This is a genomic window from Acinetobacter sp. YH16031 (assembly GCF_013417335.1).
Lineage (GTDB): Bacteria > Pseudomonadota > Gammaproteobacteria > Pseudomonadales > Moraxellaceae > Acinetobacter.
This window is the reverse complement of sequence record NZ_VPED01000005.1, coordinates 119,593-146,128: the sequence shown is the minus strand read 5'-3', so window position 1 is coordinate 146,128 and position 26,536 is coordinate 119,593. Positions and strand designations below refer to the sequence as shown.

The following is a 26,536-nucleotide window of genomic DNA, read 5'->3' as shown; positions in this document are numbered from 1 at the left end:
CTTCTTGAGTAAGATGAGTATAGTTCATGATGCAACTTTGACTTTGGTCGGTCGGAAGCAAAATGCTAGCTCATCTTGCTTCCTTCCAATAATTTAATCTCTGTTGCACTTCATTTGAGAATCCAAGGGGAAAATTTTAGGATTCAAACAAGATAAAACAAAATTATGATCTATTTTGACATTGGGAATTTAAATTTTTAAAAGTCTTTACCTTTTAGGTATAAGTTCAGATCTCAAAGGTTTTTAATAACCTGTTTTCTCTAATAAATATGCCAATCAAAATGTAATTTTTCTAAACTTTAATCTTAAAGCTTCAATTGGCTCTTATAGGAAATTTAATCATATAAAATTTCTAAAATTCCTAATTTATTCTGCAGAAATAAAGTCGGCAGATGACTGATCTTTGGGGAATTTTAAAAAACAGTGTATGTTAATCCTACAGCATGTTTTATTAGGGAAAATATTGTGATCTGGGGCATGAAACAAAAAGAAAAGCTGGATATTGCGCACAACAATGATGAGCTTGAACAGAAGCTGGCTGATTATGCACCCAAGATTCAAAAATTTTTCCAAGAAATTAATGCCATTGTTCTGGATAAACATGCACAGACCAGATTAGCACTATGCTGTCTGATTGCAGGCGGACACGTATTATTTGAAGATTTACCCGGTTTGGGCAAGACGACTTTGGCAAGCAGCCTAGCCCATCTCGCAGGACTGAAATTTCAGCGGATCCAGTTTACCAATGACATGCTGGCCAGCGATGTGATTGGCATCAATATGTTTAACCAGAAAGAACATCAGTTCGAGTTTAAACAGGGGCCTATTTTTACCCAGATTTTGCTGGCAGATGAAATTAACCGTTCCAGTCCCAAAACTCAGAGTGCCTTGCTGGAAGCGATGGAAGAAGGCTATACCACTGTGGATGGGATACGTTATGCATTGCCTAAGCCATTCTGGGTAATTGCGACCCAGAACCCGTTATTTCAAAGTGGCACGTATGCCTTGCCTGAATCCCAACTTGACCGCTTTTTAATGCGTCTGTCTTTAGGTTATCCATCCCGTCATGCTGAAAAACTGTTATTACAGCAAGAATCCCGTTTTGCCTTGATCGCTAGCTTGGCACATGTATTTACTGAAAATGAAGTGCTGGAATTACAGCAGTTGACCCAGCAGATTTTTATCAGTGAAGCGGTTCAGGAATATATGCTGGATCTTGCGGAAGAAACCCGTAAGAAACGCCAAGGCTTATCAACACGAGGTTTGCTGGCGCTTAAACGTGCAGCACAGGCGAATGCCATTATTCAGCAACGTAGCTTTGTAACTCCAGATGATGTACAAGCCGTTTTTGTGGCAGTTGCCGCCCATCGTCTGGGGCTGAGCGATGCAGAAACATTAAATGTGATGCAACAGGTCGCAGTCAGTTAAAGGAGTCCGCTCTTGGATAAAACCTGGCAAAACTGGCTGGCGAAACGCTTTCAATTTTCACAGCAAAAACGACTTTCTCAAAAGGATGTACTGGTCTTTATTTATCAGCAGGGCTATCTGTATCTGGTTCTGATTTTTATCACCTTTATCGCTGGCGTGAACTATGCCAATAACCTGATTTTAGGTTTCTGCTTTCTGATTAGTGCAGTGCTATGTGTCAGCTTCTATCTGACCTTTAAACAGTTGCATGATCTGGATATTGAAATGATTGCTGAAGACGTCGGGCAGGTGGGTCATGCACTTAATCTGCATTTTTATTTTCAGCAAGCGACAGCCCAGCCACGTTATCTGTATATCAAGGCGGGCAATCAGCTGGAGAAAGTTTATCTGACTGAACAAAAGCAGCATTGGATGCTACCATTTTATGCGGAACGTCGCGGTAAATTTGAGTATCCGGTGATTCAGATCTATTCGGTTTATCCCTTTGGCCTGGTTCGAGCCTGGACCTATCTTTATCATCATCAGTTTGCCTGGGTGGCACCTAAAGCTCAAATCAATACTTCAGAAAACAAGATTTATCAGAATAGCTTTGAACCGGATATGGATGAGTTCCGTGAATTACGAAATTATCAATCTGGAGACTCATTGCAGGCGGTTTCCTGGAAACAGTTTGCACGTGGGCAAGGCTTGTATGTCAAAGTCTTTGAACAGTATCAGGATGAACATAGTATTGAGATTCATTATGAACACATGCCTAGCCAGTCGCATGAGGAGAAACTGGGCTTGATGATGGGGCTAATTGAGCAATGTGAGCAGCAGCAATGTGCATATGCGTTACATTTACCACAGGCAGAATTGCCGCAGGGAGCAGGTGAAGAACAATTGCGTAAGGCCAAACAATTATTGGCTCAGGCATAACGGGTGAATCTATGATTGATGGAAAAATCCGAATTTCGATCGTCTTGACCCTAGGCTTGATCATCCTTGCTCAAGTAGCTTTCATCCCGGTGCTGCTCAGCATTATCTTTGTCATTAGCTTACTGTGTATCTGGATTTTTCTTAAACGGCGAAAGCCATTTCCTAAAATTGGAACTTTTCTACTCACGGCTTTAGCATTAGGCGGTATTTATCTCAGCCACCAAAGTTTTATTGGAGTGGAGGCAGGCGTCGCAGTTCTTTCCACTTTTTTATTTGCCAAATCACTGGAAACGAAAAACCGGCGGGATCTGATTATCCTGTTTAATTTTGCGCTTTTTGTTGCGGCCAGTTCATTTCTATATAGCCAATCTTTTGGTATGGCTATTGTGATTATTCTGTGTTTGTTGAGCAGTCTAATTGGCTTATACCGGATTCAGACCAGTGAGTTTCAGCAGAGTCAGCAATCACCACGTATAGCCTTGCAGCAAGATGCCAAATATGTCGGTAGATTTGTGCTTTATGCTCTGCCGTTTTTTATTTTGTTATTCATTTTCTTTCCGCGTTTGCCACCGCTTTGGCATATCCCAATTCCAGAAAATAAAGGTATAACCGGAATCGGTGACAGTATGTCACCGGGCGATATTGCTGAATTATCTCAATCAAATGCTTTGGCTTTCCGGATTATTGGTGACGTTAGTAAACTGCCGCCACGTTCAGAGTTGTATTGGCGGGCATTAGTTTTAGATGAGTATGATGGACAGCGCTGGACCAGTAGCTTTATTAACCAGCAGCCTTTAATCCGTCAGCCTGGAGAAGTTGTTCCAGTATCTTCATCAGGGTGGAATTACCAATATTTGGCTGCTGATCCTTCTGTGTTCTGGGTGATGGGACTAGAAAAATCGATGCCTTTGGAACGCCGTTATTATAACCGTCAGGACTGGAGTATCGTACCAAGGCGTTTAACCCAACGAGTAGAACCGATCCATTTACAATGGCTAGGTAGTCAAAATACCGAAAGTATTTTACCGGAGCAATTTGTTCAGCGACTAAATACCCAGACTCAATCCCATTTGGACTCTCAGGCACAGCAGCTGGCACAGCGCTTATATCTACAAAGTGGGGAGGATCCGCGACGTTATATCCGAACAGTCTTGAACTGGTATCAGCAAAATCATTTTGTATATACCCTGAAACCAGGTGTACTCGGCAAAAACCGGATTGATGAATTTCTGTTTAAATCACGGCAAGGTTTTTGTGAACACTATGCTTCCAGTTTTGTCATGCTAATGCGATATGTGGGAATTCCGGCACGTGTGGTTACAGGTTATCAAGGCGGACAATTGGCGCCTGATGGGAAAAGTTGGGAAGTTCGTCAGTTGGATGCTCATGCCTGGACAGAAGTCTGGATTGACCAAAGGTGGCAACGTTTTGATCCTACCGCAATGGTAGCCCCGCAACGTATTGATGATGGGATGCAAAATTTAATCACGCAAGATGAGCGAGTATGGGCAAGTAATTCTGGTTGGACCTCACACCGTAATGTATGGCTGACTAAATTAAGAGTCTGGAGTGATTATGCAAGTTACCAATGGCAAAGTAAGGTCGTGGGTTATAATGCCGAATCTCAACAAGGCTGGTTAGCGAAACTAGGTCTGAGTTCAGTTTATTCCAGTGTGATCATACTCATATCCGGTATTGGCATACTCATATTGCTTTATATTTTAAAAATCTATCTTAAAAACCGTCAGTTAAAATCGCCTTTTGAATATTCTATTCAGCAGTTTAATCAGTCTTTAAAAAAAGATTTGAGAAAACAGCCTGCGGAAACTTTTCATCAGTGGATGTTAAGGCTATCTCAGCAAGTTCAGGACAAAGATCAGACTGTATTTTTTGAAGCGATCAGATTATTTGAAAAATCAATTTATTCAGGCAGGGAGTTCTCAGAACAGGATCTGAAAAAATTCAAAGATTTGCTTAAAACTTGTGCGTATATATTGAAAATTAAATGAAAAGACTTGTCTTAGGATCGAAAAATTTATAATATGCCAAACATTCTAGGTGTATAGCTCAGTTGGTTAGAGCGCTACGTTGACATCGTAGAGGTCTCCAGTTCGAGTCTGGATATACCTACCATAATTCATTATAAATGTATTTATATACATATATGGTCACTAAAAGCTCCTAAATTCAATAATTTAGGAGCTTTTTTTATATTCTCGATTATTTGCATGTATCTTTTAAATTCGGATGTATTTATATCAGTGTTTAGTTTTCTATAACTTGTAATATAAAGCGTACACTATATTTTAGGAAACCATAAGAAACGAAATTTAGTAAAAGTTAGGCATAAAAAATAATAGTTATTTAATCTTTTAAATCCTTTTTTTTAGAAAAAAGGATGAAATATATAATTAATTTTAATGAAAGTTAAAAATATATGTCTTAATTAAAATAATATTTACTACTGTTTTTTCAATTGTATTTATGTTTATTTAGTGTAATCTTAAAGTTTTTGCCGCTGTAAAACTGAGGGGATAACTCATGTCAAAAGAAATTATAATTTTAAAAGAAGGTGTCAAAACAACTTTAGACGCTAGGCAAGTAAAAAAAATTGTTCAACAATCTGAAAAGATAGTTGTAAAGCTCAAAAATGGTGAGCAAATTATTTTGTCTAAAACTGAAAATTTTTCTATTGAAATTTTAGAAAATAATGAAAGTATAATGCGACTAGATTCTTCTAATCTAGAAAATCTGAGTGAATTAGAAAAATTTTTAGCACAGGAATCAAATTTTTGGTTCGATAATAAATTTATTACGTATGGTGGCGGTGGACTTTTAACAGCAGGGGTTGCAGCGGTAGCAAGTAGTGGTGGAGGTAATAGTACATCAGGAGATGTAACTCCCCCAACAATATTGACGCAGGAGTTGGCTGCAGATAATAAAACCGTGACAGGTGCCACTGAAGCGGGTGCAACAGTAACGGTAAGCTATAACAGTAAAGTGATTGGCACTGCGCTTGCAGATGCTGAAGGCAAGTACAGCATCACTTTAGATAAAGCTTATAGCAATGGTGAACAGCTTGAAGTTGTGGCAACTGACACAGCCAATAACAGCACCAAACCAAATGCAGTAACAGCACCAGATACCACAGCTCCATCTAGCTTAACGCAAGTAGTCAGTGCTGATGGTCAAACGATCACAGGTAAGACTGAAGCCGGTGCTACAGTAACAGCGACATTCAATGGACAAGTGGTTGGTAAAGCCGTTGCAGGTACAGATGGTCAATACACATTGACGTTAAATCCAGCCTTCACCAATGGTGAAAAGCTCGAAGTGATTGCAACCGATAAAGCTAATAACAGCACCAACCCAAATACGATCACAGCACCGGATACGACAGCACCTGCGACCTTGACGCAGGAATTGGTTGCAGATAATAAAACTGTGACAGGTGCCACTGAAGCGGGTGCAACAGTAACGGTAAGCTATAACGGTAAAGTAGTGGGTACTGCGCTTGCAGATGCTGAAGGCAAGTACAGCATCACTTTAGACAAAGCCTACAGCAATGGTGAGAAGCTTGAAGTTGTTGCAACTGACACAGCCAATAACAGCACCAAACCAAATGCAGTAACAGCACCAGATACCACAGCGCCATCAAGCTTAACGCAAGTAATCAGTGCTGATGGTCAAACGATCACAGGTAAAACCGAAGCTGGTGCTACAGTAACAGCGACATTCAATGGACAAGTGGTTGGTACAGCGATTGCAGGTACAGATGGTCAATACACATTGACCTTGACTCCAGCCTTCACCAATGGTGAAAAGCTCGAAGTGATTGCGACAGACAAAGCCAATAACAGCACCAAACCAAATACGATCACAGCACCGGATACGACAGCACCTGCGACCTTGACGCAAGAATTGGCTGCAGACAATAAAACGGTGACCGGTCAAACTGAAGCGGGTGCAACGGTGACTGTAAGCTATAACGGTAAAGTAGTGGGTACTGCGCTTGCGGATGCTGAAGGCAAGTACAGCATCACTTTAGATAAAGCTTATAGCAATGGTGAAAAGCTTGAAGTTGTTGCAACTGATACAGCCAATAACAGTACCAAACCAAATGCAGTAACAGCACCAGATACCACAGCGCCATCAAGCTTAACGCAAGTAATCAGTGCTGATGGTCAAACGATCACAGGTAAAACCGAAGCTGGTGCTACAGTAACAGCGACATTCAATGGACAAGTGGTTGGTAAAGCCGTTGCAGGTACAGATGGTCAATACACATTGACGTTAAATCCAGCCTTCACCAATGGTGAAAAGCTCGAAGTGATTGCAACCGATAAAGGTAATAACAGCACCAACCCAAATACGATCACAGCACCGGATACGACAGCACCTGCGACCTTGACGCAGGAATTGGTTGCAGATAATAAAACCGTGACAGGTGCCACTGAAGCGGGTGCAACAGTAACGGTAAGCTATAACGGTAAAGTAGTGGGTACTGCGCTTGCAGATGCTGAAGGCAAGTACAGCATCACTTTAGACAAAGCCTACAGCAATGGTGAGAAGCTTGAAGTTGTTGCAACTGACACAGCCAATAACAGCACCAAACCAAATGCAGTAACAGCACCAGATACCACAGCGCCATCTAGCTTAACGCAAGTAGTCAGTGCTGATGGTCAAACGATCACAGGTAAAACCGAAGCTGGTGCTACAGTAACAGCGACATTCAATGGACAAGTGGTTGGTACAGCGATTGCAGGTACAGATGGTCAATACACATTGACCTTGACTCCAGCCTTCACCAATGGTGAAAAGCTCGAAGTGATTGCGACAGACAAAGCCAATAACAGCACCAAACCAAATACGATCACAGCACCGGATACGACAGCACCTGCGACCTTGACGCAGGAATTGGTTGCAGATAATAAAACCGTGACAGGTGCCACTGAAGCGGGTGCAACAGTAACGGTAAGCTATAACGGTAAAGTAGTGGGTACTGCGCTTGCAGATGCTGAAGGCAAGTACAGCATCACTTTAGACAAAGCCTACAGCAATGGTGAGAAGCTTGAAGTTGTTGCAACTGACACAGCCAATAACAGCACCAAACCAAATGCAGTAACAGCACCAGATACCACAGCTCCATCTAGCTTAACGCAAGTAGTCAGTGCTGATGGTCAAACGATCACAGGTAAAACCGAAGCTGGTGCTACAGTAACAGCGACATTCAATGGACAAGTGGTTGGTACAGCGATTGCAGGTACAGATGGTCAATACACATTGACCTTGACTCCAGCCTTCACCAATGGTGAAAAGCTCGAAGTGATTGCGACAGACAAAGCCAATAACAGCACCAAACCAAATACGATCACAGCACCGGATACGACAGCACCTGCGACCTTGACGCAAGAATTGGCTGCAGACAATAAAACGGTGACCGGTACAACCGAAGCGGGTGCAACGGTGACTGTAAGCTATAACAGTAAAGTGATTGGCACTGCGCTTGCAGATGCTGAAGGCAAGTACAGCGTTACTTTGAATGAAGCTTATAAGAATGGTGAGAAGCTTGAAGTTATTGCTAAAGATCAGGCGGGTAATGCAGTAACGAAAAACTTATATGCTCCAATTGCTCAGTTAGAAAATGCAGATGCACACTTTGAATTAGCTGAAATATTTGAAACACAGACGGTATTGAAAGATGACATCGTCTATAGTCAACAAGATCAAAGCTCGATGTATGTTTATGTTGATTTTGAAGTGACAGGTGAAAATGCGTCAATTATTCTCAGCTTAACTACGGCATCGGGCATTATAAATGGTTCTTATAGCTATAGTATCTATGGAGATGGAATTAGTTCTTCTGGGTCTAAATCAATTTCAAGCATAGGTTTAAGTTATCAAGATCTTATTCTTGCTGAAGGGTTGACACTTGGTCATTACACTTTACAGCTCGATGCATATTCTTGGAATACAGATTTTGAGTTAGTTGTAAAACAAGAAAAACTCGTAAATGAATTGGTGTTTGATGGCTATGAAACGGTAGTCGGTCATATTTTTGCTGATGTAAATGGCAAAGTTTCAGCCCCACAAAGCTATATTCTAAAAGTAGGTGATCAAGAAATCCGAGTTGAAAATGGTAAGAGCAATGTAGCCTCAATCACCTATCAAACAGAGCATGGTACTTTTACATTAAAAGCGAATGGTTCTTATACATATCAGTCAAATTGGTTTGAATCAGGTTTAGATGCAAAAGGTTTGAATGATCAACTCAACATTCAAATTAGCAGTATGGATGGTCAGACCCAAAGTGATTATCAGGTTTATATCACTACGGATGTTACACCACCTGTTGCAGGTGAGTTGATCTTTACTAATTTTGAAGATTCTGGCATCTCGGCAATTGACGGCATTACAAATGACGCATCGTTTGATTTATCGATTCAAGGGAATGAATTAAATAGTACGGTCGAGTATCAATATTCAACTGATGGTGGTGTCACTTGGTTTAAATTAGAGCATCAATTTGATTATTGGGGGGATGGATTTAATTTCTTTGATGAAGGTACATATAGCTTTAGAGCGAAAGTAACCGATTTTGTAGGGAATGAAAGCTACACTGATATTAAAACCATTACAGTTGATTTGACTGCACCTGAGTTGCAATCTGTATTGAGTTATGATGCACAGAATGATCAAGTCATTTTTAATGCGCCAAAAGATGCATATGAGGTTTACAAATGGGTAAATGATGAATGGCAAGTTGTTAAGTTGAATCACACATTAGGTTGGAATTTAGCAAAATATAAAGTAGTGGCAACTGATGTTGCAGGAAATACAGCGGAGAAAATATTTAATATTGGTGAAGTTTCTGGAACCTATAAACCTGATTCTTCGTCAGATGAAAATATTATTATAGGAACAGAAGCAAATGATTATCTTTATGGTGGTGATGGAGATGATATATTAATTGCAAGTGGTGGAGCTGATACATTAAATGGTGGTAATGGGAATGACACTCTGATTGTACAAGCAGGTTCATCACCTTATAGCTCTACAGTCTTATTTGGTGACTATGGAACAGATGAATATATCATTGATAAAAAGTACTTAACTTCAGGGGTGCTTATAGGAGAGTATAGATTAGAGGGTGATATCCTACGTCTAAAAGGCTATAGTCAGGATGAATTGTTATTACAAGTAGATAATAAATCCTTAAAAATCAGTTTTATTAACAGTAGTGGTTCAGTTCTTATATTTGATCAATTTGAAAAAAATTCAGGCATAAGCTTTATCCAGTTTGATGATGGCGCTGTTTGGGATCGTGAAATTATTCTAGCGAATACTAAGGGTCAGTTGTTTGGTACCGAAAATAGTGATGAACTGAGTGCTGATGAGGATATTTCAGTTGTTTATGGGCTAAATGGTAATGATCGAATTATTGGTGGTGTTCACAATGATTATCTTTATGGTGGTGATGGAGATGATATATTAATTGCAAGTGGTGGAGCTGATACATTAAATGGTGGTAATGGGAATGACACTCTGATTGTACAAGCAGGTTCATCACCTTATAGCTCTACAGTCTTATTTGGTGACTATGGAACAGATGAATATATCATTGATAAAAAGTACTTAACTTCAGGGGTGCTTATAGGAGAGTATAGATTAGAGGGTGATATCCTACGTCTAAAAGGCTATAGTCAGGATGAATTGTTATTACAAGTAGATAATAAATCCTTAAAAATCAGTTTTATTAACAGTAGTGGTTCAGTTCTTATATTTGATCAATTTGAAAAAAATTCAGGCATAAGCTTTATCGAGTTAGACGATGGCACTGTTTGGGATCGTGAAACTATCTTAAATAAAGTCAATGTGCCTCAATCTGCACTGTTCTCAATAAGTGAAGAATCTTTACTTGATGTATTGAGTGTAGAGGATGCTGAATTATTCGATCATTCTGCTGAAGGGATGTTGTTGGCAGAGAATTCAGTGGCTTCACTACTAGTTGAATCGACTGATATTGAAGTTGATTTAACTCAATTTGTTGAAGATGCAATGGCGATTACTACTTCTACATCGAGCATTGCTACTAGTACCTTGGTAAGCAATTATCGAGTGGATGTATATGATGAGTTACTGATGCCAAATACAATGAGTATCTAATATTATTTAGCTTTAAGTAATATTCTAGTTTTTAAAAAACCGAGTTAACTCATTAGCTCGGTTTTTTATTTAAAGTAATGAGTTAAAATATTTTTTATGCTTATTGGAAATAGAGAATACTATTCTTGAAAAGAATAGTTGTTTTAAATAAGAAAAATGGTTTCTTGAAAGACTTGAACTAAGCTTTTGGTTAATAATTATTTTTTATTGATATTAAATTTATATAAATATCAAATGGATTACTACGAGGATATTTAGAAAGTATCTAAAGAAAAATGAATATCTATTTATATCCAGAGCTCACTTGGCGTCCATTCTTTATAAATTCGATTAAAAAAATGCACATAATTTAAACTGAAGAAAGAGTAGAAAAATGACTATTATTTAGGTTGTCTTAAGTCTTCAGGATCAACTATCAATTTATCAGGTGCAGATCATAAATTTCGATAGGAAAGAGCAGATCTGTTTCAATTCGCTTTTTAACCCATACTTATGGAAATTACGGCCATTGATAATTTATTTTCATGATACCCAACATGTAGATAAAAATTGATGGCTAAAAACCGAATTAAGCACACATTAAGTTTATAGGTAAATTTGTCTGATTTTTAATTTAAGTAATTGAATTATAATGCTTAAATTATAATTTTTGGTAAAATTAAGCAAAATCTGAGAATTAACCCTCTAATGCACAAATCGCATGGTTTGGCAATGTGCCGATTCGAAAAAAGGTTCATTTTCACGTAGAATACTGCTGTCGGTGAATCACGCTGACAATTTTTACGAATTTTTCAGGCAAAGTTGAATATGTATTGATATTCCTTTGACTGAGGTGCAACCAGCACCACTACTTTCAAAGTTTATTTAAGTAACCGGTTCGCTGAAATTAGGCCAAAAGCCTGATGATCAGAAACTCAATCCAAAGCAAGGGGCTATATATGGCTGGTGGAAAGTCAACAATCATTTACACACTGACCGACGAGGCGCCATTATTGGCGACTTACTCTCTACTGCCGATCATTGAGACCTTTACTAAGCCGGCGGGCGTTGAGATTGTTAAGACAGACATCTCTGTAGCCGCACGCGTACTTGCAGAATTCGCAGACTATCTAAGTGATGAGCAGAAAGTTTCAGATAACCTGGCAGAATTAGGTCGTCTTACTCAGGACCCAGATACTAATATCATTAAACTCCCTAATATTAGTGCGTCTGTTGCTCAGTTGACGTCATGCATTAAAGAACTTCAGTCTAAGGGCTATGCACTGCCTGATTATCCGGAAAACCCGACTACTGAAGAAGAAAAAGCAATTAAAGCGCGTTATAGCAAGTGCCTAGGTTCAGCAGTGAACCCAGTACTTCGTGAAGGTAACTCTGACCGTCGTGCGCCGACAGCAGTGAAAAACTACGCGAAAAAACACCCACATTCTATGGGTGAATGGAAACCTTGGTCACAAACTCACGTTTCTCACATGCAAGAAGGCGACTTCTACCATGGCGAAAAGTCTATGACTTTAGACCGTGCACGTAATGTGAAAATGGAACTGATCACCAAGTCTGGTGAAACTATCGTTCTTAAGCCAAAAGTTGCGCTTCAAGACGGCGAAATCATCGACTCAATGTTCATGAGCAAAAAAGCACTTTGCGACTTCTATGAAAAAGAATTAGAAGATTGTAAAGAAGCTGGCATCCTGTTCTCTTTACACGTTAAAGCGACCATGATGAAAGTATCACACCCGATCGTATTCGGTCACTGTGTGCGTATTTACTACAAAGATGCGTTTGAGAAACACGGTAAATTATTCGACGAGCTCGGCATTAACGTAAACAACGGTATGGCTGGTCTTTACGAAAAAATCGAATCTTTACCGACTTCTTTACGTGAAGAAATCATTGAAGATCTTCATGCATGTCAAGAACACCGTCCAGCACTTGCGATGGTTGATTCTGCAAAAGGTATTACCAACTTCCATTCTCCAAACGACGTGATTGTAGATGCTTCTATGCCTGCAATGATCCGTACTGGCGGTAAAATGTGGGGTGCTGACGGTAAACCTTACGACTGTAAAGCAGTTATGCCTGAATCTACATTCGCACGTATTTATCAGGAAATGATCAACTTCTGTAAATGGAATGGTAACTTCGACCCACGTACTATGGGTACAGTTCCTAACGTTGGTCTGATGGCTCAAAAAGCTGAAGAATACGGTTCTCACGACAAGACTTTCGAAATTCCAGAAGCGGGTGTTGCGAACATCACTGACCTTGAAACTGGTGAAGTGCTGATGTCTCAAAACGTGGAAGAAGGTGATATCTGGCGTATGTGCCAGGTGAAAGACGCACCGATCCGCGACTGGGTGAAACTGGCTGTAACTCGTGCACGTAACTCTGGCATGCCAGCAATCTTCTGGCTTGACCCGTACCGTCCACACGAAAACGAACTGATCAAAAAAGTTCAAACTTACCTGAAAGATCACGATACTGAAGGCTTGGACATCCAAATCATGTCTCAGGTACGTGCGATGCGTTATACACTTGAACGTGTTGCTCGTGGCCTAGATACCATTTCAGTAACAGGTAACATCTTGCGTGACTACCTGACTGACCTGTTCCCAATCATGGAGCTTGGTACTTCTGCGAAAATGCTGTCTATCGTGCCTCTAATGGCAGGTGGCGGTATGTACGAAACTGGTGCTGGTGGTTCTGCGCCTAAACACGTACAACAATTGGTAGAAGAAAACCACTTACGTTGGGATTCTCTAGGTGAGTTCTTGGCATTGGCTGTTTCTCTGGAAGAAATGGGCATTAAAGAAAACAATGCACGTGCGAAACTGCTCGCGAAAACACTGGATGCTGCGACTGGTAAATTGCTTGACAATGACAAGTCTCCATCACGTCGTACTGGCGAGCTAGACAACCGTGGTAGCCACTTCTACCTGGCTAAATTCTGGGCTGAAGAACTTGCAGCACAAGACGAAGATGCAGAATTGAAAGCGAAATTTGCACCGATCGCTCAGTCTCTTGCTGAAAATGAAGAGAAGATCGTAAGCGAATTGAATGCAGTTCAAGGTCAATCTGTAGATATCGGTGGTTACTATGCGGTTGATCCTGCAAAAGTAAATGCTGTAATGCGTCCAAGTGCTACATTGAACCAAATCATTGAATCACTAAACGCTTAATCAGGCTGTACTAGCTTTAAAGCTCGTAAAGTGAATAAAACCGGTGCTTAGGCGCCGGTTTTTTATTGTTTTTAGATATACATTTAGATAAGAAATGAGATTTCAGTTAAGTTTCTGATCTATCGTCATTTGATTGAATAATCGAAATGATTAAAAAATAATTCTGAACTTGTTATATTGATTTAAAGTATAAGCGCTATATTAAAAAAAGGTTTTATTGACCTGGGTAGGGTAGAGCCATGAGTAATCAGATATTCATACAGCAGACTTTTGATGGTCCGGTGGATATTGTTGGCGATATTCATGGTGAGATTGATGCGCTACAACAATTGTTAGAAGTATTGGGCTACGATCTGCAAGGTCGTCATCCTGAACAGCGTAAACTGATTTTTGTCGGAGATCTGTGTGATCGTGGACCAGACAGTATCGCTGTCATCAGACAGGTTAAAACCTTAATAGAAAATGGCAATGCGCAATGCATTCTGGGTAATCATGAAATCAACTTGTTAACCGATACGCTACGGGAAGGCAATGGCTGGTTTTTTGGTTCACCGCATCAGGATGATCTCAAAAATTTTGATTCAGTTCAGGCTTCAATTCAGGATCGTGCATGGATTCTAGAATTTCTAAACAGCCTGCCTTTGGCTCTAGATGCACCCCATTTAAGAATTGTGCATGCTTGCTGGGATACGCAGGCAATTCAACAATTGAAATCTGTTCCTTTTAATTCAATCAGACAGGCTTATGATCATTTTGTCCTGAAAAATGAGCTTGAGTTACAGACGTTAGGCTTTGATGAATATATCCAGAGTGAACAGCAGCAATATCAGGGACAATTCAAGGATCCAGCAGCTAGCATTCCCTTATTAAAATATATCGCTGAGAAAGAGTTACGCGACCAGATGCAAAATCCGATTCGTACCTTAAGCTCAGGCGCAGAGAAAATTGCGCAACGTCCAGTCTATGCAGGGGGACGCTGGCGCATGATTGATCGTTTGCCATGGTGGGAGTGTTATACAGATACGATACCTGTGGTGATTGGCCATTATTGGCGAAACTTTAAAACCACCGAAGAAAAATCCGGTCTGTTTAAGCATATTGATGCCCTGCAATGGTTTGGACAGCAGCAGAATGTATTTTGTGTCGACTATTCAGTGGGTAGGCGTTATCGCGATCGTCAGCAACAGGCTGAGTTTGCCCATCATCTCGGGGCTTTAAGATGGCCTGAAAATCTGGTGATTTTTGAAGATGGCCAGCAGTATTTCACTCAAAAAATGACGTAAAAAAAGCAGCCACGAAGACTGCTTTTTTATTGAAATTAGCGGATTATTCCACTTCTACAATTTCAAAATCGTGAGTAATTTCGACCCCACCGTCAGATAGCATTTTACTGGCAGAACAGTATTTCTCAGCAGAAAGTTCTACGGCTTTAGCGACCTGTTTCTCTTTGATGCCTTTACCGCTGACCACAAAGTGTAGATGGATTTTGGTAAATACCGCAGGAATTGTATCGGCACGTTCTGCTTTTAATTCACAGCGTACATCAGTAATCTCCTGACGTGCTTTCTTTAAAATCGTCACAATGTCAAAAGAAGCACAACCACCCAGACCGGTCAAAATCAGTTCCATTGGGCGAGGACCACGGTTTTCACCGCCATATTCAGGTGAACCATCCATGATGATACTGTGACCACTTTGAGTTTTTGCTTCAAAAGCAACATTCTCTAGCCAATGAACACTCGTTTGCATTGCAACTACCTAAAAAAAGCTATAAATTTACGAAGTAACTGTACACTAACATAAATTGGGTTGATAAGGAATTTCAATCCCACTGTGTGACAAGTTCACATTAGGTCTTGTGCGATCTATAAATTATCCATATTCGGAACTGTAAGCATGACTTCAAACTTTTCACAATTAAGCACAGACGCACTTTCGCCGGGGCAACTACCTGAATCAGTGAAAGCGTTATTAAAACGTGCATATATCAATCGCTATCCAAAACGTACCACGATCGTGGATGCAGGATCAGAATCTAAATCTCTGTATTTAATTCTGAAGGGGTCTGTGTCTATCATTCTTCGTGAAGATGATGAACGTGAGATTGTGGTAGCTTATTTAAATGCGGGAGACTTCTTTGGGGAAATGGGTCTTTTCGAAGCAAATCCACAGCGTACTGCAGAAGTGCGTACTCGTGATGTCTGTGAAATTGCTGAAATTACCTATGAAAACTTTCATGAAATTAGCAAACAATATCCAGACCTTAGCTATGCAGTTTTTGCCCAGCTGGTTCGCCGTCTGAAAAATACCACACGTAAAGTGACTGACCTGGCATTTATCGATGTGTCTGGTCGTATTGCACGTTGTCTGATTGACCTGTCATCTCAGCCAGAAGCGATGATCTTGCCAAATGGTCGTCAGATCCGTATTACCCGTCAGGAAATTGGCCGTATTGTTGGGTGTTCACGTGAAATGGTCGGTCGTGTTCTAAAAACTCTAGAAGAACAGGGCATGATTGAAACCGATGGTAAGGCGATTCTGATTTTTGATGCATCGCTGGAAGAACCTGAAGCAGTGGGTGCTGGCGAGTTCGAAGACGAATAAGCCAAAAGCACGATAAAAAGCAAATCTTCGGGTTTGCTTTTTTTATTCCTGTTTAAAAATTTCAGCCTGATTCAGAACATAACAAATTGGCACAAGCTTGTTAGAAAAGATGATTTAAGTCCGTCTTATAATTCCGATAGGCTATAGCACACTTGCTCTTGATAAATAACAGATAAACTTAAAGGACATTTTTATGCAATTCAGACCATTGGCGGATACGGGAATCTTAGTGCCAGAAATCTGTTTGGGCACCATGACTTTTGGTGAGCAGAATACTCAGGAAGAGGCTTTTCAGCAATTAGACTATGCCTTGGAGCAAGGTTTATATTTCTGGGATACCGCAGAAATGTATCCAGTGCCACCCAAGCCGGAAACCCAAGGTGCAACTGAACGCATTATTGGTAACTGGATTGCTTCACGCGGTGGCCGTGACAAACTGTTTTTAGCTTCGAAAATTGCGGGTCCGTCACAAGGCGGTAGCCATATCCGTGATGGTCAGACCCGGTTTGTGGCAGATGAGATTGCATCAGCAATTGATAATTCATTGTTACGTTTGCAAACTGATTATATCGACCTGTACCAATTGCACTGGCCACAGCGTGCGACCAATTTCTTTGGCAAGCTTGGCTATGACAATGCAGAAGCTGCAGATGATCGTGCCATAACGAATCTGGAAGAAACCCTCACTGCTTTGCATGACGAAATTAAGAAAGGTCGTATCCGTTATATTGGCCTGTCCAATGAAACGCCTTGGGGCACCATGAAGTTCCTGCATCTGGCAGAGAAATTAGGACTTTCCAAATTTGTTAGCGTGCAAAATCCGTATAGCTTGCTGAATCGGACTTATGAAATTGGTATGTCGGAAATTGCCAAATACGAAGGTGTAGGTTTGCTGGCTTATTCTCCACTGGCATTCGGTTATCTGACTGGTAAATTCCGCAATGGTGCACGTCCAGCCAATGCACGTGTGACTTTATTTTCACGTTTTAGCCGTTATAGCAATCCGGAAAGCGAGTGGGCAGTCGAGCAGTATGCACAATTGGCTGAGCAGCATGGCCTGACCTTAACCCAGTTGTCACTGGCTTTCATTAAACAGCAGTTCTTCGTGACCAGTACTATTATTGGTGCGACCAACTTGGATCAGCTCAAGGAAAACATTCAGGCGTTTGACGTGAATCTGTCTGAAGAAGTCTTGCAGGGCATTGAAGCCATTCACCGTCAGCAACCAAATCCGGCACCATAATCACGATATTACTATTTTAAAACACCCTCTAGGCGAGGGTGCTTTTAATTTGATGATAAACAATATAGCGAGAAAAGGATAAGGCAGCATAATCAAAACAAGATTCATCAATAGGATTTGATAAAAATGAACAATGAAAAGGATATTTCCAAATCTCAAGTATTAGCCAAAGCTATATTCAACTTAGCTGAGCAGTTGCAATTGCAAGAATCCGAGCTTGCATTGATTCTGGATCAGCAAACGCCAAGATTCTTAATGCTAACAGAGCATGGTTTGAGTGAAGTATTGCGATTACTAGGACGCTTGCAACCGCACTAAAAGTCTTTCTCTATTTTCTACCCAGCCGAAAAATATCAGAGTAAATTAAATCAGATATTAATTATTGATCTTCACCTTAAAAATTCTACTTTTGCTCACTTGAAATATTTTCCTGGAATACCAATATTAATACTGATAACTTTGCCTTTTATTAAATTAAGTTTTTGAAAAATATATAAAAAATTATTTGAAATTTTATTTCCAGCACCCATATATCCATCAAGTAGAAAATTTGTTGTGAGGAATAACAAGAATGCGTTTTGAGAAATTTACCAATCGCTTACAGCAAACCCTTTCCGATGCGCAATCTCTGGCAATGAGCAAGGATCATGCTGCCATTGAAGGGATTCACATCTTATCCACCTTGATGGAAGAAGCATCGAATGTGAGCTTGCTGCAACAGGCAGGAGCGAACCTGCGTGACCTGCAAAGCAAAGTACAAACTGCGCTGAACAATGTAGCTACGCTCGGTAATCCCTCTGCCGATATCAATATCAGTCAGGAAGCAGCCAAAGCCCTGCATCTGGCGGACAGTTATGCACAGAAAGCAGGAGATGAATTCCTGTCCACTGACTGGGTATTACTGGCACTTGCAGAAACGGGTGCAACTAAAACCTTATTAAATAGTATTGGCGTAAAAACTGAAACTTTACGACAGGTCATTAATCAAATTCGAGGCGATGAAAAAGTCATGAGCAATAATCATGAAGATCAACGGGACTCACTGAATAAATATACGATTGATTTAACTGAACGTGCCATGGCTGGCAAACTGGACCCGGTGATTGGTCGTGATGATGAAATCCGTCGTACAATTCAGGTGCTGTCACGCCGTACCAAAAACAACCCGGTACTGATCGGTGAGCCAGGTGTCGGTAAAACTGCGATTGTCGAAGGTCTGGCACAACGTATTGTCAATGGCGAAGTTCCAGAAGGCTTGAAAGGCAAACGTGTATTATCACTGGACTTAGGTTCATTGCTGGCAGGTGCCAAATATCGTGGTGAGTTCGAGGAACGTCTGAAAGCTGTTCTGAAAGATCTGGCTAAACATGAAGGCGAAATCATCCTGTTCATTGACGAGCTGCATACCTTGGTCGGTGCCGGTAAAGGTGATGGCGCTATGGATGCGGGTAATATGCTGAAACCTGCATTAGCGCGCGGTGAACTACGCTGTGTTGGTGCAACGACTCTGGATGAATATCGTCAGTATATTGAAAAAGATGCAGCTTTAGAGCGTCGTTTCCAGAAAGTGCTGGTGGATGAGCCAAGCGTGGAAGATACCATTGCGATTCTGCGTGGTCTGAAAGATCGTTATGCGACTCACCATGGTGTGCAGATTCTGGACTCAGCAATTATTGCTGCGGCGAAAATGTCACATCGTTACATTACCGATCGTCAATTGCCAGATAAAGCCATTGACCTGATTGATGAAGCAGCATCTCGTATCAAAATGGAGCTGGATTCTAAACCTGAAGCACTGGATAAACTCGAACGCCGTCTGATTCAGTTGAAGATGCAGCTTGAAGCGGTGAAAAAAGATGCAGACTCTGGTGCACAAGGCGAAGTGAAACACCTGGAAGAGCAGATTGCCACTGTAGAGAAAGAGTACAGCGAACTGGAAGAAATCTGGAGTGCCGATAAAGCGCTGGTAGCAGGCAACAAAGATATTCAGGTGAAACTGGATCAGGCTCGTATTGCCTTAGAAAAAGCACAGCGTGAAGGTGATCTGGCTGAAGCAGCACGTTATCAGTATGGTGTGATTCCGGAACTGCAAAAACAGCTGGAACGCATTGAAGCGGCTGAAGAAAGCGAAGCACCAAAACTGTTACGTGACAAAGTGACTGACAATGAGATCGCTGAAGTAGTCAGTGCTGCGACCGGTATTCCTGTAGCGAAAATGCTGCAAGGTGAGCGTGACAAACTGCTGCATATGGAAGACTTCCTGCATAACCGTGTCGTGGGTCAGGAAGAAGCCGTAGTGGCTGTATCGAATGCTGTACGTCGTTCACGTGCTGGCTTGTCCGATCCTAACCGTCCAAGTGGTTCATTCCTGTTCTTAGGTCCAACAGGTGTGGGTAAAACAGAATTAACCAAAGCACTGGCAAACTTCCTGTTCGACAGTGACGATGCCATGATCCGAATCGACATGTCCGAATTTATGGAAAAACATTCGGTGAGCCGCTTGGTCGGTGCACCTCCAGGCTATGTCGGTTATGAAGAAGGTGGTGTGCTGACTGAAGCGGTGCGCCGTAAACCATATAGCGTGGTGTTATTCGATGAGGTCGAAAAAGCGCATCCGGATGTATTTAACATTCTGCTGCAAGTGCTGGACGATGGTCGTTTAACAGACTCGCAAGGCCGTGTGGTGGACTTTAAAAATACCGTGATTGTGATGACTTCGAACCTGGGTTCACAGGATGTTCGTGAACTGGGCGATAAAGCAACTCGTGAAGAAGTCCGTACAGTGGTGATGAATGCGGTGTCGGAACATTTCCGTCCAGAGTTTATCAACCGTATTGATGAGCTAGTGGTGTTCCATGCGCTGGAAAAAGACCAGATCCGTGGTATTGCCGATATCCAGTTGAACCGCTTGCGTCAACGTCTGGCAGAACGCGATATGCGTCTGTCTGTGGATGACAGTGCTTTCGATCAGTTAATCGAAGCTGGCTTCGATCCGTTGTATGGTGCGCGTCCATTAAAACGTGCGATCCAGCAACGTATTGAAAATGGTTTGGCACAAAGCATCCTGGCAGGTGAGTTTGGTCCTGGGGATACCATCGTTGTTCGTGGTGAAAGCGGCGAACTGGTCTTTGAAAAAATGAAACTCAGCTAATACCAATTTTCCTCGCAACAAAAAACCCAGCCTAGGCTGGGTTTTTCTTTATCTTATATTCACACCTTACATTTTTGGATGAGTAATTTTCCAGGCACGGTGAATTTTCTGGTTACGCTTGAAGTCTGGACCAATGGTTTCATGCGTGATTTCTTCCACGTCATATAAACCTTCAATCATTTCATCCATTTCGAAACCACGGTAGTTATTCGAGAAATACAAAGTGCCGTCAGTGGTTAAACGGTTCATGGCACGCTTCAGTAAAGACACATGGTCACGCTGAACATCGAAAGTACCGTAGAATTTTTTCGAGTTAGAGAATGTTGGTGGATCGATAAAGATCAGGTCATATTGCTCATGACCTTCTTTCAGCCATTCAAAACAGTCAGAAGCAAAGAACTGGTGTTGCTGATCGGCATGGTCTACAGTCAGGCCGTTCAGAACAAAGTTCTCTTTTGACCAGTTCAAGTAAGTATTAGACAAATCGACACTGGTGGTACTCGCTGCACCACCCAAAGCTGCATGTAAGCTCGCGGTAGAGGTATAGCTGTACAGATTCAGGAAGTGCTTGCCTTTGGCTTCTTTGGCAATACGCAAACGTATCTGACGGTGATCCAGGAACAAACCGGTATCCAGATAGTCGGTCAGGTTGACCAGAATCTTGGCTTGGCCTTCCTGGACGATAAAACGCTTCGACGCTGTACTTTGTTTGGTGTACTGGTTTTTACCTTCCTGACGGGCACGCGTCTTAATAAAGATCGCATCACGGCCCAAACCGGTCACGGCACGAATCGCCTGTAGAGCCAGGTTAAAACGTTTTTTGGCTTTTTCAGGATCGATTTTTTTTGGTGGTGCATATTCCTGAACGTGCAGACGTTCGCCGTACAGGTCAACGGCTACGTTAAAGTCCGGCAGGTCAGCATCATACAAACGCAGGCAGTGAATATTTTCTTTTACCGCCCATTTTTTCAGGATTTGCATATTCTTGGTCAGACGGTTGGCAAATTCCATCGCACCTTCAATCGGCTCGAATTGTTGCGGCTGCCAGCTTTCCAGGAAAGGACGTGTGACTGCTGCCGGTTTTACCGTACCGAAACGGATATAGATCGGCAGTTTACCATTCATCAAACGCAGAATTTGTGGATCATTGAATGCCAAGACATCGGCCTGTTCCACCTGAGCAGCAATGACTGCCGCTTTCTGATTGGGGAAATTCTTTTGCAGCAGATTAGACAGACCCAGATACAAGGCACGGTTAGAGGCTTTATCACCTAAACGCTCACCATACGGTGGGTTGGTGACGAAGAAGACTTTCTTGCCTTCCGCCTGAAAATCTGGCCAGTCGGATAAAGTACGCTCTTCGATCTTGATCTGATCGAGGACTGATTCAAAACCTGCCGCAATAATGTTCTGTTTAGTGGCTTTCACCGCTTCCCAGTCGGCATCAAAGGCATAGAATTTGGGTAATGGATTTTCTAGCGCAGCTTTATGACGTTCAGCCGCTTCAGCTTTAATACCCATCCATAATTCATGGTCATGACCATTCCAGCCATTAAATCCGAAACGACGCACCAGACCTGGGGCACGATCAGTCAGAATCATCAGTGATTCAATAATAAACGTCCCTGAACCACACATTGGATCAACCACAATATCCGGGTTGATGTCTTTAAGGCCGCCTTTTTGCAGGATCGCAGCCGCCAGATTTTCCTTGATTGGTGCTTCAGTCATAAAGCGGCGATAGCCACGTTTATGCAGTGAATCACCAGATAAATCCAGGCAGTAAGTATGTTCTTTTTTACCTGCCAGAATATACATGGTGATTTCTGGCTGTTTGGTATCAATACTTGGACGCTTGCCCACAGCTTCCATAAAGGAATCGACGACGCCATCTTTGGCACGTAGAGTTGCAAACTGGGTATTGACCTTAATATCACGTTCAACGTGCAGACGAATTGCGAAGGTGCTTTGTGGTGCAAAAATCAGTGACCAGTCGAAGCTCATCGCACCTTCATAAAGCTCTTCTGCAACATCACGCGCATCGTGGGAGAATTCGATTTCATGCGTGTGAATTGGCATCAGGACACGAGAAGCCAGACGAGACCACATACAGATGCGGTAAGCATTTTCAAGCGTGCCTTTGAAGGTCAGACGACCTGGGAAACGTTCAATATCCTGAACACCTAAACCTTTGATTTCTTCTTCTAATAAGGTTTCCAGACCATCGGCACAGGTGACCCAATAATTGCTTAAACGTGAAGAGGTATTCATAAAATAGAGAGACCGGAAAAGAATAAATAAAAAACTGCGCTCAGTTTAGCGTATTTTGCCTGTTAAAGCTTTGGAAATTTTTTAAATTCGAGCATATGCAGTCTAGTTTTACTCATCCTAAAAAGCGCTAAATGTTGACTTAAAAAGCAAACTGGAAATTTACGAGATAGCTAAGATTACACAATACCAATAAGTGAGATTTTTGATTAAATCTTTTATTTTACAAATGGATATGTAATAGTTATTAAAACTAATTCGCAATCTAGATCTTCAATTGCGGCCATGTTGTATGTGTAATTTAAAAAAATAAATAATCGGGTTAATGATGTGATGGATCTGATACAGGGCCGTTTATATACACCTCATGGCATCAGCATTACTTTAAAAAGTAAAAGCTAAAATTTGGTCATTCATGTTAAGTGATCGAAACTAAGAATTGACTAGCTAGACGAGGAGTGAATCTAAAACAAAAAAGACGCTGACCTAACTATTGCTCGGGGTGGATCAATTTTTATTCATATCAATTTATAACTCACATAACTTATTTATTAATTTTGGTACGTTTATTGCTCTATCTAATATCAATGAAGCTGTAATGCTGAGGGGAATCATTACAGCTTCATCTTTATTCTTAATTATTATTTCGGAGGGGCTTAGATGTTGGATCTTCAATTACGCAGGAATGAGGCATTTTCAATCGCTACCTTGATCTATGCACGTTTAAGACGAGTGACTGGGCGAGTAATTGATGCCATGTATCTTGCAGAAAATATCCACTATGCAAAGCATGTGATTGGGCTGGCAGAGCAGACTGAAGATCCTGAGTTATTACATCTGGTCAATCGTTTAAAAACCACTCTGGATTTATCGTCATTTTCAGAACTGCAGGCTGAAGAACAGGCGGAAAAGGAACTGATTTCTGTGGAACCAAGTGAAGAAGATATCTATCGCGCACAGGTTTCACATCATTATATTGGCGCATTGCGCTAATTGGGGGATTGAGTGTGGATGCTCCAGACTGAAGCACTCATGTTTAAATGAAAAAACAAGCATATAGATAAACAGGTTAAATTATCTTATTGAAAAAATACATGGGAATTTAAATTTCCATTCTTATTACCGAGATGGTTTTTGTACAACCGAGCTCTTTATCAACTATAAAGATTCGCTAATCTCTGTATAATACGTTGACTTAACGTATAAGGAATCTCTCATGCACTTGGCGGCATTGCATACACCGAGCCAGATTCAACTCAACAAAGCAGGTAATCTTAAACATTTCCTGACCATCGAAGGTCTTTCTAAAGAAACTCTTACAAAAATACTGGACACTGCGTTGTCCTTTTTTAATGACCAAAATCAGCTAATCACCAATAATTTGCTCGAAGGCAAAACGGTGATGAACCTATTTTTTGAAAATTCTACCCGAACGCGTACTACTTTTGAGGCAGCGGCCAAACGTCTGTCTGCCAACGTGCTGAATATCGATATTGCCCGTTCAAGTACCTCTAAAGGTGAAACTTTACGTGATACCTTGTGGAATCTTGAAGCCATGGCGGCAGATATTTTCGTGGTACGTCATTCATCTTCAGGTGCAGCACACTTTATTGCCAAAGATGTATGTCCAAATGTCGCTATTATTAATGCAGGGGATGGCCGTCATGCCCATCCAACTCAAGCGATGCTGGATATGCTGACCATTCGCCGCGAGACCAATAAAAAATTCGAAGATATGTCGATTGCCATTATTGGCGATATCAAGCATTCGCGTGTAGCACGTTCAGATGTGGCGGCACTGCAAACCTTAGGCTGTAAAGATATTCGCGTGATTGCACCGAATACGTTGCTGCCATACGGTTTTGATGACTACAGTGAAGATGTACGCCTGTTCAATAATATGGAAGATGGCATCAAAGACTGTGATGTGATCATTACCTTGCGTATTCAAAACGAGCGTATTGATTCGCCAGCGCTGTCTTCTCAGGCTGAATTCTACAAAATGTATGGCCTGAACAAAGAACGTCTCACCATGGCCAAGCCGGATTGTATCGTGATGCATCCGGGACCAATGAACCGCGGAGTGGAAATTGATTCCAGCATTGCAGACGGTCCGCAATCCGTAATTCTGAAACAGGTCACTAACGGGATTGCTGTACGTATGGCGGTACTGGCACTGGCGATGCAGGGTCAGTTACAGGAACAGGGTTTGATTGAAGCGATTGCGGTATAAGGAATAAGTCATGACTATTGTAAAAATTGAAAATGTCCGTGTTCTTGACCCAATCCAAAACACTGATTCAGTCGAAACGGTTTATCTGGAAAATGGTAAACGTATTGCAGAAACTGCTAACGTCTCTGAAACCATTGATGGACAGGGCAAGTGGCTGATGCCCACCATGGTGGACCTGTGCGCACGTTTACGTGAACCGGGTCAGCAGCAACACGGGACTTTAAAGTCTGAAGGTAAGGCCGCACGTGAAAACGGGATTCTGCATGTCTTTACCCCGCCAGATTCCAAACCGATTGTGCAGGATAATGGTGCACTGATTCATGGTCTGGTTGAAAAAGCCATGCTGGATGGCGGTATTTATTTACAGGTGATTGGTGCGCAAACCCAAGGTTTGCAAGGTCAGCAACCGGCCAATATGGCTGGTCTGAAAAAAGGCGGTTGTACTGCGGTTTCTAATGCCAGTGCGCCGTTTGCCAATGATGATGTGGTATTACGTACACTTGAATATGCAGCGGGCTTGGATCTGACTGTAGTGTTCTATGCAGAAGAGCCGCAAATTGCCAAAGATGGTTGTGTGCATGAAGGCTTTATTGCTTCACGTCAGGGCTTGCCAATGATTCCGGCACTAGCTGAAACTGTAGCAATTGCCAAATACCTGCTCATGATTGAAGCGACTAAAGTACGCGCTCATTTTGGCTTGTTATCTTGTGGTGCATCAGTAGAACTGATCCGTATTGCTAAAGAAAAAGGCTTGCCAGTAACTTGTGATGTCGCTATGCACCAATTGCATCTGACTGACCATCTGATTGATGGCTTTAATTCTCTTGCACACGTACGTCCACCATTACGTTCTGAATCTGACAAAGAATTACTGCGTCAAGGCGTGAAATCTGGTGTAATTGATGCGATCTGTACCCATCATGAACCCCTGAGCAGCTCTGCCAAAATGGCACCATTCGCGGAGACACTGCCTGGATTTACTGCGTTTGATACCTATGTACCGTTCGGTATCCAACTAGTGAATGAAGGTTTCTTTACGCCGTTAGAATGGGTGGAGAAAGTCACAGTTGCTCCTGCAAAAGTCGCCAGTATGTTTGATCGCTGGAAGGCAGAAGCTGGCTGGGTGCTGGTTGATCCAGAACAGGAATGGACGTTGAGCAAAGAAACGATCGTTTCTCAAGGTAAAAATACACCACTGCTCAATCAAAAAGTGAAAGGTAAAGTGCTGCAAACTTTTATTGTCGCATAACGCTTACATTTTGCGTTTACAAAAAGTCAGCTTCGGCTGACTTTTTTATATCTTAATTAAAATAGTAGAAAAGTTAGCCCTACATAAACAGTGAAACTTT

Annotated in this window: 15 protein-coding genes and 1 tRNA gene; 14 read left to right on the top strand and 2 right to left on the bottom strand. The window is 41.6% G+C overall.

Annotated features, from left to right (window positions below; translation table 11 throughout):
- The first annotated feature begins 477 nt into the window (after positions 1-477).
- From FTV31_RS04305 to FTV31_RS04275, 7 genes are all read left to right on the top strand, one after another.
- Entirely contained in the window at positions 478-1,428 is a 951-nt protein-coding gene (locus FTV31_RS04305) for a MoxR family ATPase (RefSeq protein WP_180013234.1), read from the top strand.
- Between the two features lie 12 nt (positions 1,429-1,440).
- Positions 1,441-2,346, top strand: a complete 906-nt coding sequence (locus tag FTV31_RS04300) for a DUF58 domain-containing protein (protein ID WP_180013232.1) — start codon at positions 1,441-1,443, stop codon at positions 2,344-2,346.
- An 11-nt stretch (positions 2,347-2,357) separates the two neighbouring features.
- Positions 2,358-4,355, top strand: coding sequence for a DUF3488 and transglutaminase-like domain-containing protein (locus tag FTV31_RS04295; protein WP_180013230.1), 1,998 nt, complete (start codon positions 2,358-2,360; stop codon positions 4,353-4,355).
- Positions 4,356-4,402: 47 nt separating this feature from the next.
- Positions 4,403-4,479 (top strand) — tRNA-Val (locus tag FTV31_RS04290).
- Between the two features lie 588 nt (positions 4,480-5,067).
- On the top strand, positions 5,068-10,512 hold the full coding sequence (locus FTV31_RS04285) for an Ig-like domain-containing protein (protein ID WP_180013227.1): 5,445 nt from the start codon (positions 5,068-5,070) through the stop codon (positions 10,510-10,512).
- A 938-nt stretch (positions 10,513-11,450) separates the two neighbouring features.
- Positions 11,451-13,688 carry an NADP-dependent isocitrate dehydrogenase gene (locus FTV31_RS04280; RefSeq protein ID WP_180013226.1) on the top strand — a complete coding sequence of 746 codons (2,238 nt, stop codon included), beginning with the start codon at positions 11,451-11,453 and terminating at the stop codon, positions 13,686-13,688.
- 239 nt (positions 13,689-13,927) lie between these two features.
- Positions 13,928-14,971 (top strand): metallophosphoesterase, encoded by a 1,044-nt coding sequence (locus tag FTV31_RS04275; RefSeq protein WP_180013224.1) that lies wholly within the window; start codon positions 13,928-13,930, stop codon positions 14,969-14,971.
- Between the two features lie 43 nt (positions 14,972-15,014).
- Here the strand turns inward: FTV31_RS04275 and FTV31_RS04270 are convergent, their stop codons facing one another.
- Complete coding sequence (locus tag FTV31_RS04270) at positions 15,015-15,437, bottom strand: OsmC family protein (RefSeq protein WP_004782528.1); 423 nt, start codon at positions 15,435-15,437, stop codon at positions 15,015-15,017.
- Between the two features lie 147 nt (positions 15,438-15,584).
- Between FTV31_RS04270 and crp the strand changes: the two genes are divergently transcribed.
- The 4 genes from crp (at position 15,585) to clpB (ending at position 20,686) form a co-directional block, all read left to right on the top strand.
- The gene (gene crp, locus FTV31_RS04265; RefSeq protein WP_004782527.1) at positions 15,585-16,292 is read left to right on the top strand and encodes a cAMP-activated global transcriptional regulator CRP; all 708 of its coding nucleotides are present in this window, start codon (positions 15,585-15,587) and stop codon (positions 16,290-16,292) included.
- 193 nt (positions 16,293-16,485) lie between these two features.
- Positions 16,486-17,535: an NADP(H)-dependent aldo-keto reductase gene (locus FTV31_RS04260; protein ID WP_180013223.1), complete on the top strand. Its 1,050-nt coding sequence runs from the start codon at positions 16,486-16,488 to the stop codon at positions 17,533-17,535.
- A 126-nt stretch (positions 17,536-17,661) separates the two neighbouring features.
- Positions 17,662-17,853, top strand: coding sequence for a DUF2384 domain-containing protein (locus tag FTV31_RS04255; RefSeq protein WP_180013221.1), 192 nt, complete (start codon positions 17,662-17,664; stop codon positions 17,851-17,853).
- A gap of 253 nt (positions 17,854-18,106) precedes the next feature.
- Positions 18,107-20,686, top strand: coding sequence for an ATP-dependent chaperone ClpB (clpB, locus tag FTV31_RS04250; protein WP_180013219.1), 2,580 nt, complete (start codon positions 18,107-18,109; stop codon positions 20,684-20,686).
- A gap of 66 nt (positions 20,687-20,752) precedes the next feature.
- Here clpB and rlmKL read toward each other — a convergent pair whose 3' ends face one another.
- On the bottom strand, positions 20,753-22,957 hold the full coding sequence (gene rlmKL, locus FTV31_RS04245) for a bifunctional 23S rRNA (guanine(2069)-N(7))-methyltransferase RlmK/23S rRNA (guanine(2445)-N(2))-methyltransferase RlmL (protein WP_180013217.1): 2,205 nt from the start codon (positions 22,955-22,957) through the stop codon (positions 20,753-20,755).
- Positions 22,958-23,614: 657 nt separating this feature from the next.
- Here rlmKL and FTV31_RS04240 point away from each other — a divergent pair.
- From FTV31_RS04240 to FTV31_RS04230, 3 genes are all read left to right on the top strand, one after another.
- Positions 23,615-23,947: a hypothetical protein gene (locus tag FTV31_RS04240; RefSeq protein ID WP_034170006.1), complete on the top strand. Its 333-nt coding sequence runs from the start codon at positions 23,615-23,617 to the stop codon at positions 23,945-23,947.
- Between the two features lie 223 nt (positions 23,948-24,170).
- Entirely contained in the window at positions 24,171-25,187 is a 1,017-nt protein-coding gene (locus tag FTV31_RS04235; protein ID WP_180013215.1) for an aspartate carbamoyltransferase catalytic subunit, read from the top strand.
- A 10-nt stretch (positions 25,188-25,197) separates the two neighbouring features.
- Complete coding sequence (locus FTV31_RS04230; RefSeq protein ID WP_180013213.1) at positions 25,198-26,436, top strand: dihydroorotase; 1,239 nt, start codon at positions 25,198-25,200, stop codon at positions 26,434-26,436.
- The last annotated feature ends 100 nt before the right edge of the window (positions 26,437-26,536 follow it).